The organism is Streptomyces sp. LS1784 (genome assembly GCF_020103755.1).
Taxonomy (GTDB): Bacteria; Actinomycetota; Actinomycetes; order Streptomycetales; family Streptomycetaceae; genus Kitasatospora.
This window is the reverse complement of the sequence record NZ_JAHSQD010000267.1, coordinates 1-11037: the sequence shown is the minus strand read 5'-3', so window position 1 is coordinate 11037 and position 11037 is coordinate 1. Positions and strand designations below refer to the sequence as shown.

The 11037-nt window shown below is 74.0% G+C and carries 10 protein-coding genes; 4 read left to right on the top strand and 6 right to left on the bottom strand.

All coding sequences use genetic code 11. The features are described from left to right. The coding region (locus tag KS423_RS26320; RefSeq protein ID WP_224282254.1) for an MFS transporter at nucleotides 1–849 on the bottom strand (849 nt) is incomplete at its 3' end. Between the two features lie 229 nt (nucleotides 850–1078). Here KS423_RS26320 and KS423_RS26315 point away from each other — a divergent pair. The 4 genes from KS423_RS26315 to KS423_RS26300 all read left to right on the top strand — a co-directional run bounded on the left by KS423_RS26315 (nucleotide 1079) and on the right by KS423_RS26300 (nucleotide 4752). Continuing rightward, on the top strand, nucleotides 1079–1654 hold the full coding sequence (locus tag KS423_RS26315) for a TetR family transcriptional regulator (RefSeq protein ID WP_224282252.1): 576 nt from the start codon (nucleotides 1079–1081) through the stop codon (nucleotides 1652–1654). A 147-nt stretch (nucleotides 1655–1801) separates the two neighbouring features. Then, on the top strand, nucleotides 1802–2440 hold the full coding sequence (locus KS423_RS26310) for a DUF1707 domain-containing protein (RefSeq protein WP_224282251.1): 639 nt from the start codon (nucleotides 1802–1804) through the stop codon (nucleotides 2438–2440). A gap of 81 nt (nucleotides 2441–2521) precedes the next feature. Further along, nucleotides 2522–3322 carry a serine hydrolase gene (locus tag KS423_RS26305; RefSeq protein ID WP_224282250.1) on the top strand — a complete coding sequence of 267 codons (801 nt, stop codon included), beginning with the start codon at nucleotides 2522–2524 and terminating at the stop codon, nucleotides 3320–3322. A 218-nt stretch (nucleotides 3323–3540) separates the two neighbouring features. Next, a complete protein-coding gene (locus tag KS423_RS26300; protein ID WP_224282249.1) occupies nucleotides 3541–4752 on the top strand; it encodes a transferase in 1212 nt (403 codons plus the stop codon). Between the two features lie 72 nt (nucleotides 4753–4824). On the opposite strand, the gene KS423_RS26295 is transcribed toward KS423_RS26300, so the two are convergent. The 5 genes from KS423_RS26295 to KS423_RS26275 are packed head-to-tail and all read right to left on the bottom strand — an operon-like array spanning nucleotide 4825 to nucleotide 10494. After that, the gene (locus KS423_RS26295; protein ID WP_224282248.1) at nucleotides 4825–5958 is read right to left on the bottom strand and encodes an FAD-dependent monooxygenase; all 1134 of its coding nucleotides are present in this window, start codon (nucleotides 5956–5958) and stop codon (nucleotides 4825–4827) included. A gap of 60 nt (nucleotides 5959–6018) precedes the next feature. Further along, entirely contained in the window at nucleotides 6019–6612 is a 594-nt protein-coding gene (locus KS423_RS26290; protein ID WP_224282247.1) for an ATP/GTP-binding protein, read from the bottom strand. 2 nt (nucleotides 6613–6614) lie between these two features. Continuing rightward, the gene (locus tag KS423_RS26285) at nucleotides 6615–7169 is read right to left on the bottom strand and encodes a DUF742 domain-containing protein (protein ID WP_374120036.1); all 555 of its coding nucleotides are present in this window, start codon (nucleotides 7167–7169) and stop codon (nucleotides 6615–6617) included. Between the two features lie 5 nt (nucleotides 7170–7174). After that, nucleotides 7175–7639: a roadblock/LC7 domain-containing protein gene (locus tag KS423_RS26280; protein WP_224282246.1), complete on the bottom strand. Its 465-nt coding sequence runs from the start codon at nucleotides 7637–7639 to the stop codon at nucleotides 7175–7177. Beyond that, nucleotides 7636–10494: a nitrate- and nitrite sensing domain-containing protein gene (locus tag KS423_RS26275; RefSeq protein WP_224282245.1), complete on the bottom strand. Its 2859-nt coding sequence runs from the start codon at nucleotides 10492–10494 to the stop codon at nucleotides 7636–7638. The genes KS423_RS26280 and KS423_RS26275 overlap by 4 nt, the downstream gene beginning before the upstream one ends. Nucleotides 10495–11037: the final 543 nt, after the last annotated feature.

Here is an 11037-nt window from a genome sequence, read left to right as displayed (position 1 = left end):
GCTGCCCGCGGTGAGCACCGCGGCCGCGGCGAGGGTGGCGCCGGTGCACCAGCGGTTCACCCGGTCCGGGCCGTGCCGGTCGACCCGGCGCCCGGCGGCCGTGGCGCAGAACATGCTCGCCGCCCCGATCAGCGCCAACAGGCCCACCGCCTGGGCGCCGAGCCGGTAGTGCGGGCCGGTGAGCAGCAGGGCGAGCGCGGTCCAGGCGGCGCTGAAACCGCCGAAGAGGGCGGCCTGGCAGAGCGCGGAGCGGCGCAGGCCCGGCTCGGTGCGCAGCATCCGGACGGTGTCGGCGAGCAGGGCCGGGTACCGGTCGCGGACGGCCGGCGCGGTGCTGGGCAGCGCCAGACCGAGGACGAGCGCGAGCAGCCCGGTGAGTGCGGCGGCGGCCAGGTACGGGGCGCGCCAGCCGAGTTGCTCACCCAGGACGCCGCCGAAGGTGCGGGCCAGCAGGATGCCGCCGATCAGGCCGCCCTGGAGGGTTCCGATCACGGCGCCGCGCCGGTCGGGCGCGACCAGGCCCGCGGCCAGCGGGAGGAGCAGCTGGGGGACCACCGTGGCCAGGCCGACCACCGCGCCGGCCGCGACCAGCGGACCGGTGGCCGGGGCGAGCCCGGCGGCCAGCAGCGCGCAGCCCGTCACGGCCAGCAGCACGGTGATCAGCGGGCGGCGGGGAAGCCGGTCGCCGAGCGGGACCAGCAGGAAGATCCCTGTGGCGTAGCCGAGTTGGGTGACCGTGGCGACGCTCGCCGCCATGCCCGGTGCGATGCCGAAGCCGTCGGCGACGAGCGGGGTGACGGCCTGCGGGAAGTAGACGTTCGCCACGCTGACGCCGCAGGCCAGGGCCATCACCAGCGGCAGCCGTCCGCCCGGTGCGGTGGGTTCCGGCTCCGGCGGTGCGGGCTCGGGCGCTGGTGCCGGCGGGGCGGACGCGGGCGGGGCGGGCTCCGGCGGGGCAGGTGGATCGATCCGGGGCATCACAACTCCAACCGAACGAACTAGATGGTTCGAATGCTCCGTGCGAGCGTGGCAGACCGTCGCGGGATCGTCAAACGAACCGGTTCGTTACCATCGGTCCATGGCGTACGACTCGACGGCAACCAAAGAGCGGATCCTTGCGGCGGCAGTCACCGAATTCGCCGCGTACGGCGTCGCCGGCGCCCGGGTGGACCGCATCGCCGCCCAGGCCCAGGCCAACAAGCGGGCGATCTACGACTACTTCGGTGACAAGAGCAGGCTCTTCGCCGCCGTTCTCGAACGCCTCATGGCCGACCTCGCCCGGGCCGTCCCGCCCGGCGACGAGGACCTGTCCGCCTACGCCGAGCACCTCTTCGACTACCACCGCGCCCACCCCGAGGCCCTGCGGCTGCTCATGTGGGAAGCCCTCGAACTCGGCGACCAGCCCGTCCCCGGCGAAGAGGCCCGCACCCGCCACTACCAGGACAAGCTCCGGGCGGCGCAGTCCGCGGACGGCGCCGGCGACCCCCGTGCGCGACTCTTCCTCACGCTCGGCCTGGTCGGCTGGAGCCTCGCCATGCCCCAGCTCCGCCGCATGATCCTCGGCCCCGACCACACCCTCGACGGGCTGCGCACCGACATCGCCCAGGCCGTCCGGGCGCTGTCGGCCGGAGGCGGGCTCCCCGGGCAGCCGTAGCCGCGCCCCCGCACCGCAGGCGGTGGAGGACTCCCCTCGGGTCTGGCGGGAACCCCTATCGCGATATATCGTGAGTTCCTGTCCGCGTCGCCGACCCATCGCGGGAAGACCTTCGTCAAGCTCAGGACGGGAAGTATGCCGGGAGAGATGTCACCCGCCGGGAAGCACTCCGGCCGCAGCTCGGAACCCGAGATGCGGGCCTCCCACGCGGACCGGGACCGGGTGGTCGAGGTGCTGCGGGTCGCGGCGGGCGACGGCCGCCTGACCTCGGACGAACTGGACCAGCGCGTGGAGGCCGCCCTGTCGGCGCGGACGGTCGGCGAGCTGGCCGGTCTCACCGCCGACCTGCCGGCGGTGTCGGTCTCGGCCGGCGGGGTGGTGGCGGAGGTCAAGGACGTCCTCCGGATCGACCAGCGGTGGAGTCCGGTCAGGCGGGAGGGGCGCTGGGTGGTGCCGCGCCGGCTGGAGCTCTTCGCGGAGTGGTGCGAGGTGACACTCGACTTCACCCAGGCGGTGATCACGCATGACACCTTGCGGATCGACCTGGACATGGAGGGCAAGACCCTGACGCTGATCACCGGGCCGGGCATCGTGGTCGATACCGACGCCCTGGCGCTGGAGTTCAGCAGGGTCAGGAACCACCGGGCTCCGGACCTCGATGCGCCGATCACGCTGCGCGTGGAACTGGTCGGCAGGAAGAGGCACGGCCGCATCGTCGTACGGCAGCCGCGACGGCCGGCCGGCCAGTGGCTGCGGCGCAAGCCCCTGCCCCTGCCGGGCGGCTGACGGACCGCCACGGCAGCAGAGTGCTCGTGTCGCGCGCCGCAACCGTCGAGGTCCGGCCTCGGCCTCCCCTACCCTTCCTCCATGCTCTCTGTGGTGGTGGCCCCCTGGGCAGGACAAGCGGAGCCGGTGTTCGCCCGCAACCCGGACGAACTTCACGACGCCGCCAGCACGATGAAGGTGGCCGTGCTCGCCGCGCTCTGCCGCAGCGGGGTGAACCTCGATGCCGAGGTGCCGGTGGTGAACCGCTTCGAGTCCGTCGTGGGTGGTGAGTTCGGCAACGACCCGGACCGGGACGGCGATCCGCTGCCCTGGGAGCTGCTCGGCACCCACGTGCCCCTCCGGCTGCTCGCCGAGCGGATGATCACCCACTCCTCCAACCTGGCCACCAACATCTGCCTGGCCCGCACGACTCGGCAGGCCGTCACCGAGGTGTGGCGCCGCGCCGGAGCCACGCGCAGCTCCACGCCGCGCGGGATCGAGGACCACGCGGCGCGCGCCCGGGGCGTGCACAACCGGGTGAGCGCCCGTGACCTGGTCCGGCTGTTGCGCTCGCTCGCCGAGGAGCCCGAACTCCTCGCCCTCCTCGAATGCAACGAGTTCCGGGTGGACCTGGCCGCCGGCCTCCCCTCCAACACCCGGATCGCCTTCAAGAACGGCTGGATCCCCGGTACCCGGCTCAGCGTCGGCCTCGTCCAGGCGGCCGACTGCCCGCCCTATCTGATCGCCGTCTGCTACACCGGCCCGCTCGCCGACGGCACGGACCGCACCGACCCGGCGGCCCGCCTGCTCGCCCGCATCTCCAAGGCGGTGTGGGACCGCCGCGAGCAGATCAGCGGGCCGGGGGCGTCAACCCGTCCGACGCCGGCTCGTTCGGCGGGCTGACCCGTACGAGCCCTCGTGCCCGGTGGGTTCGAAGTGCCGTTCGCCGAGCGCGAGCGGCAGGCAGGCCGGCAGGGCGGGGTGCGGGCACAGGAGCGCGCGGCCGGGGAGCGCGCCTCCAAACCGTTACCGATCGCACACGCATGACGGCCCGTCGGGTGCGGTATCGGTTTGAAGGGTCCTGCTCAAGCAGCTGCGCGAAGGCTCGGGGGTGGGTTGACGTGTCGTCCCGGCTACGGATGTTCGCCCGGTGGATCACGGCGATCGCGGTCACGGCGGCCTATGTGGCGCTGCACCTGCTGGTCAACGTGGGCATGGGCCGGCAGGTGCGCGGGAGCGCGGCGGGGGCGTCGTGGTGCGGGGCGATCGCCCTGGCGCTGCTCGGGCCCGCCCTGTGGTTGCGGCATCGCCGCCGGTCGGGGGTGGCCGAGATCGTCGGGCTCGTCGACCGGTACGGCTTGCGGCAGCCGCGCCGGAGGCGAGCCGTTCGGGCCGCCGGCGCCGCCGGCCGGGTGCTGTCCGCAGGCGGCGCCCTCGCCGTCGCCGTCGCCCTGTCGGAGCGCGGCGACGACCTCTCCCCGGAGGTGTCGCTCCTGCTGCTGGCCGGCGGTGTGGCGGCTGCGGGGACCGGCCTCCTGGTCCTGCGCCGCACCCGTCCGTACGCGGCTCGCGGAGCTGCCCAGGTCCTGCTGCGGGACGGCCGCAGACCCGTGCTCTACCTGCGCAGCTTCGACGACGACGAGGTCGCCGCCCGGGAGGGCGGCAGGTCGGGGACCGACCTCCACGCGCGGGAGGTGCAGTTCGCCGCCGCGCTGGGCGCCGTCGGTCCCGTGATCGCGGTGGGACGGCCGGGGGAGGACCTGCCACGCCTGGGTGCGGCCCGGTTCTACCTCCCGCTCGACGACTGGCAGGGCACGGTGCGCCGGTTGATGGACCTGTCCCAGCTCATCGTCCTGCGCCTCGGGCGGGGGGAAGGGCTGCGGTGGGAGATCGGGGAGGCGCGGGCCACCCAGCCCCCCGCGAAGCTGATCCTGCTGGCCCCGGGCGGCCTTCCGGAGCTGGCCCGTCAGGTGAACGAGAGCCTCCCGACCCCGCTGCTGCCCAGGGAGATGGTCACGGGCGGGTACCGGATCGGAGCCGTCATCGCCTTCGACGGCCACTGGACCCCTCGGGTGTTCCCGGTGAAGGAGCGCAGGGGGCCGGCGGCGTGGATGGCCCGGTCGGGCATCTCCCACCTGCACACGCCCACGGTGCACCTGGCCCGCACCATCCACACGGCTCTGGCAGCCACCGGGAGGCGGCCGCGGACGATGGCCTGGCGCGCGCAACTCGCCACGAGGAGGGCGGACCTGGTGAGTGTGGGGCTGGCCCTCGCGATGGTCCTGCCGGGATGGCTCGGGTGCCGGATCCTGCAGTTGGCCGGCCGCTGGTGAACCACCTCGCCGGCAGGCCCAGGGGCGCGCCGAAGCGCCCCGCCGAGCCTGCCGGAGGCCGAACCGCAGCCGTCAGTACGGCTGCACGAGGACGTGCGCCGCCCCCGGGATGCCGACCTTGAGGAGCTCGTCCTCCTCCGGCGTGGTCGCGGTGCCGGTCTCCTGCTTGAGGATGGCGCGGGACAGGGCCTGGACCCACATGGCGCGCGGGCGACGGCGCTCCTCCCAGGCGGCGAGGGCGGCCGGGACGGTGTCGGCCGCGTCCAGGCTCTGGGCGAGCACGAGGGCGTCCTCGACGGCCATCGCGGCGCCCTGGGCCAGGTGCGGGGTGGAGGCGTGGGCGGCGTCGCCGGCCAGGACGATCCGGCCGACGTGCCAGGGCTCCTCGACGGTGACCTGGGAGATCCGCGAGTAGACCACGGCGGCCGGGTCGGTGATCTGCGCCAACGCCTCGGCGATCGGGCCGCCGAATCCGGCCAGCCGCTCGCGCAGCTGCTCGTGGGCGTGCTCCGGGTCCGGGCGGAAGTCCTCGGCCTCGGCGAAGACCGAGCCCAGGTACATCTGCTCCGTGCTGACCGGGGTGAGCAGCGCCTTGGCCTCAAGGTTGCCGGAGGACATCACCACGCCCTGCACCTCGGGCGAACGCGGCAGCGTGACACGCCAGTTGGCGAAGCCGGTGTACTCGGGGGCGTACTTCTCGCCGTACAGGTGGCGGCGCAGCGGCGAGCCGATGCCGTCGAAGCCGACGACCAGGTCGTAGCGGGCGCTGTGCCCGTCGGTGAGGGCGACCCGGACGCCGTCGGCGTCCTCGGTCAGGGTGTCGATGGTGGTGCCGAAACGGACCGTGGCGCCCGCCCTGACGGCGGCGTCGGCGAGGACGCGGGCCAGCGCCGGGCGCGGGATGCCGTTGTTGGAGGGGGCGTCGCCCATCCGGGGCTGCGGGATGGTCGCGAGGGTGGCGCCGGCCGGGTCGCAGATGGTCAGCACCTCCCACTCGAAGCCGGCGGACAGGCAGTCGTCCAGGACGCCGATCTCGCGCATCACGTGCAGGGCGTTGGACGGCTGGATGATGCCGACGCCGAGCGCCTCCAACTGCTCGCGCAGCTCGGCGACGTCGACGTGGTGGCCGCGTCCGGCGAGGGCGGTGGCGAGGGTGAGGCCGCCGATGCCGCCGCCGTGGACGAGGACGCGCAGGGGTGTGGTCATGAGGAGTGCTCCGGGAGGAAGTTCACGAGTGCGGATGGCGGCCGGCCGGGGATCGGAGGGTCAGCCGGCGGGCCTGGCGGCGAGGTCCATCAGGTGGTCGACGAGGGCGAGCAGCAGGTCCCGTCCGAAGGCACGCTCGCGCACGTCGCCGAGCAGCATCGGCACCTGCGGGTCGAGGTCGAGCGCGGCCCGGATCTCGTCGGGGGTGCGGGTGTTGGTGTTGTGGAAGCAGTTGATCGCGACCACGAACGGGATGCCCCGGCTCTCGAAGAAGTCGATGGAGGCGAAGCTGGTGTCCAGCCGGCGGGTGTCGGCGATGACGATCCCGCCGAGAGCGCCGTTGACCAGGTCGTTCCACATGAACCAGAAGCGTTCCTGGCCGGGCGTGCCGAACAGGTAGACGACCAGCTCGGGGCTGACCGTGATCCGGCCGAAGTCGAGCGCGACGGTGGTGGTGGTCTTCTGGTCGACGCCGGCCAGGTCGTCGACGCCGACGCTGGCCCGGGTCAGGTACTCCTCGGTGCGCAGCGGGGTGACCTCGCTGACCGAGCCGACCAGGGTGGTCTTGCCCACGCCGAAGCCGCCCGCGATCAGGATCTTGACGGCGGCCGGGGCGGCGGCGGGGTCGTCGATGGCGCAGTGGGGTGTTGCCATGTTCAGAGTCTCCGGAGTCCTTCGCGTACGGCCGTGAGCAGGCCGAGGTCCACGCCCCCGGCGGCCCGGGCCACCGAGAGCGGGGCCCGGGCGTTCAGCAGGCCCTGGGCGACCAGGTCGCCCAGCAGGATCTTGGTGACCGAGACCGGGAGGTCCAGGCCGGCCGACACCTCGGCGACGGCGATGGGGTGCCGGCAGCGTTCGAGGATCAGCCGGTGCTCGGGCTGGAGGCCGCGCGCACCGGCGCGGCTGCCCCGCGCCAGGGCAGCGTCGGCCTCCGCCTCGACCGTGGTGAGCACGGTGATGAGGGTGAGGTCGTCGCGCTCCGGCGCGGTCCGGCCGCGGGTGATCGTGTACGGGCGCACCATGCTGCCCGTCTCGTCCTCCGCGTCCTCCTCCTCCAGCTCGCTCCAGTGCGGCACCGCGCCGCGCCGCCAGCGGTCGTCCCAGCCGGGCTGCGGATCGGACTGAGGGTCGGAGGCCGGGACGGACTGCGGACCAGCCTGCCGGCCGTCGTCGCGGCCGTCCCCCCAGGCGTCGTTCCCGTACGGTTCCACCTGCGTCAGCCCCGGGTCCGGGCGGCGAAGGCGTCGAAGGACGCCGGGGCGGCGGGGGCACCGGGGGCGCCCTCGTTGCGGACGGGGGTGGTGAGCTTCTGGCCGACCTGCTGCACCAGGGTGTGCATCGCGACGGACATCACCTCGGCGTCGACCTCCTGGGAGGCGACCACGGCCAGGTGGGTGCCCTGGGCGGCGGCGATGATGAACAGCCAGCACTCGGCGAGCTCGACGATCACCTGGTGCACCGGTCCGCCGTCGAAGAGCTGCCCGACGCCCCGGGCCAGGCTCTGCTGGCCGGTGGCGACGGCGGCCAGGCGCTCGGCGTCGGCCCGCTCGATGGTGCGGGAGTGGCTGACCACGAGACCGTCGTCGGAGAGCAGGACGGCGTTCCTGGTCCCGGGCACCGAGTCGACGAGTCCGTCCAGCAGCCAGTCCAGGTCCTGGTGGGTGGCGATCGTGCGGTTCATTGCTGGTCATCCGTTCGTGTGGTTCGGGAATCCGCGGTCGGAAGGGCCCAGGGGGACGGGGCGGGTGTGGGGGAGGGGGCGGGCGGGGTGGCGGGCAGCAGGTGCTCGCCGCTGTCCTGGGCCCGGGCGGCGCGGGACTGGCGCTGGAAGGCGCCGATCGCCGCACCCGAGCGCCGCACCGGGCAGTCGGTGCGCTGGAACGGGCCCGCGGGCGCGGCGTTCTCGGCGGGCCGCTCGACCCACTGCGGCTGGGTGGGCGGGGGCACCCGCAGTTCGGCCGCCAGGCTGGCCTGCCGGACGCGCTGCGGCAGCGGGGGCTGGCCGCTCTCGGCCGGACTGAACGGCACCGAGGTCCGGTACTCGCGGCGCTGCCGCCGCTCGGCCAGCCGGTAGTGGTCGGCCGGGCGGTACTGCTCGTCGGCGTACGGGGCCTCGGCCTCGGTGACCCGGGCGTAGGCGATGTCCGGGTAGACCGGGGCGCCCTGGGTGGGGGCCGGGTCGGCCGGGGAGCTGTGCTCGATCGGCTGCTCCGACTGGGAGGGCGGCTGGGCGGCCGGGATCGGCTGCTCCGCCCCGTATGACGGCTCCGAGCCGACGGACGGTTCAGTGCCGTACGACGGCTCCGCGCCGAAGGGCTGCGCGGACGGGTACGCCTGCTCGGCCCGGAACGGCTGCTCCGCCTCGAACTGCGGCGCCGGGAGGGCCGCCTGAGCGTCCGGGGGCAGCGGCGGTTGCTGGACGGCCGCCGGCGGGAACGGCGCCTGCGGCAGCGGGACCTCCTGGAGCGTGGTCTCCGGCTCCGTCTCCTCCTCGGCACCAGTCGGGGGCAGCGGCAGCGGCACCGGAGCCGCCTGCGGGGCGAAGTCGCCCCGGGTGAAGGAGTCCACCGGCGCGACCGGCGGGCCGGCCGGCACCGGGGCGGGCGTCTCGTCGGAGGCCGAGCGCACGGCCCGGCGCGAGCGGCGCACCAGCGGGATCGGCTCGGTGGCCGTGCCGCCGGCGCCGTCCGGCAGCCCGGCGTCGCCGTCGAGGACCAGCTCGTCCGGGACGAGCACGACCGCCCGGGTGCCGCCGAAGGCGGACGGGCGGAACTCGATCCTCAGCCCGTGCAGGGCGGCCAGCCGGGAGACCACGTGGAAGCCGAGGCGGATGTCGTCGGCCCGGGCCAGCACGTCGGTGCGCGGGGGCCGGCTCATCAGCTCGTTGGCGGTGTCGTACTGCTCCGGGTCCATGCCGAGGCCGCGGTCCTCGATCTCGATCGCGAGCCCGCGGCCGACCACGGCGGCGCGCACCTCGACCGGCGTGGGCGGCTTGGAGAAGGTGGTGGCGTTCTCCATCAGCTCGGCGAGCACGTGTGCCACCGGGCCGACGGCCCGTTCGGAGAGCCACGGGTGGCCCTCGATGTCGATCGAGATCCGGCGGTAGTCCTGCACCTCGCCCTGCGCGGCGCGCAGCACGTCCAGCAGCGGGACGGGCTTGCGCCAGCGCCGCTGCGGCTGGCCGCCGGCCATGATGACGAGGTTCTCCTCGTAGCGGCGCAGGCGGGCGGTGAGGTGGTCGAGGTCGAAGAGGCCCTCCAGGACCTCCGGGTCGTCGTGCCGGCGCTCCAGCTCGTCCAGCTTGCGCAGCTGGCGGCCGATCAGCAGCTGGGTGCGGCGGGCGATGCGCTGGAGCAGCCGCTCGAAGCCGCGGTGCTGCTCGGCCTGGCCCACGGCGGCCTTCAGGGCGGCGGAGCGGGCGAGGTTGAGCGCCTGGCCGAGGCGGGCCAGCTCGTCGGTGCCGTTGCCGTGCGGGCCGGCCGTGATGCTGTGGCTCTCGGCCTCGACGTCCACCTGCTCGCCGCGGCCGAGGCGGTCGACCACCTCGGGCAGGGTGCGCTGCATGTCCTCGGCCTGGGTGTGCAGATCCTTGATGCGGCGGCGCAGCGACCGGCTCAGGCGCCAGGAGGCGATGACGACCGCGATGACCGTGACCAGGCCGATGGCGGTGGTCAGCACCACGCGGGTGAGCATGCCGATGATGGCGGTCTTGGCGACCTCGATGATGCCGTTGGTGCGGTCCTCCAGTGCCTTGACCAGCGGCGGGTTGAGCCCGTCGATGGCCTGGCGCCACTGGTCCTGCGTCGCCGGGACCTTGACCGTGCCGCCGGCGTCGGCCGCGGTGGGCTTGAGCAGGGCCTGCTCGACGGCGGCCTTGGCCTGCCAGGACGGGCTGTTGACCAGCTCGTGCCAGGCCGGTGCCTCGGAGTCCGGGATGTACGGGATGACCTGGACGTTGAGCAGGTGGTCCTGCGTGCCGATCAGCTGCTGGACCTGCTGGTAGTCGGTGGCGGACAGCCGCCCGGTGGGCCAGCCGCGGGCCAGGATGGCGTCCTCGCGGGAGAGCATCTCCTTGACCCAGAAGGCGTTGACCAGGGTCTTGGACAGCCAGGCGACCTCGCCGGTGTCGACCCGGCTGAGCGCGGTGAACAGCCGCAGGTCGACGCTGATCAGGTCGGTGTAGTAGGCGAAGACGCTCTGCTGGTCGGTGGTGCCGCGGTCGACGGCGGAACGCTGCTCGGCCAGCTTGCCCATGGCCTGGCGGGCCTCGATGACGGCCGCGCGGATCTCGGCGGGGGCGTTGTCGGCGGTCGCCCCGGAGAGGGTCTGGAACTGGCGTACCGCGTCGTCGGTCAGCTGCCGCTGGTGACGCAGCTGGTCGGCGTTGGAGCCGGGCCGGGCGAGCGCCTCGGCACTGAGCCGGCGCTCCTCCTGGAGGTTGTAGTAGACGATGTTGGACGGCTGGCCGGCCTTCTGCGCGATGGTGGCCTGGTCGGCCAGCCGCTGGAAGTCGGAGACGGTCTCACCGCTGGTCACGGCCCAGAGGGCGACCAGGGCGATGCTGGGGACGACGGCCAGGACGAGCAGCGCCGTCCGCAGGGACAGGCGTGGACGCCTGCGGGGGCCCTTCGGCGTCGGGGGCCGCCGATTCGCACGCGCGCGCAGAGCTGACTCCTTGAGGCTGGCGGCCGGCCGGTGAGGGGCGGGCCGTCCGGGGCGTGGGATTTTTGACGAAGCGATATTAGTCATACCGTGTGATTGGAGTGAAAGTCCGTTCGCCGCCTGGGCCGGGCTTGTGCACGCGGCGTCCACAATGTCATTCAGTCGTTGACTGTACGTATGCGGAGCAGGCGGCTCCGGACTTGCTTGACACAGTGTCAATGCGGCGCGCGGCCGCTGGATGGCCGTCATGTGAAAACTGTGTGACGCCCTTCCGGGAGGCGCTCGGCGGTGCGGTGGGCGGGTCGTCCGTGGACGAGCGGACGCCCCTCGGCGGGCCGGCGCGCGGGATCGGGCGGCCTCCGGCTCCGCCCCCGGCACCCGCCCGGCAGCCTCCGGACCGCGGTCGTGCAGGGCGTG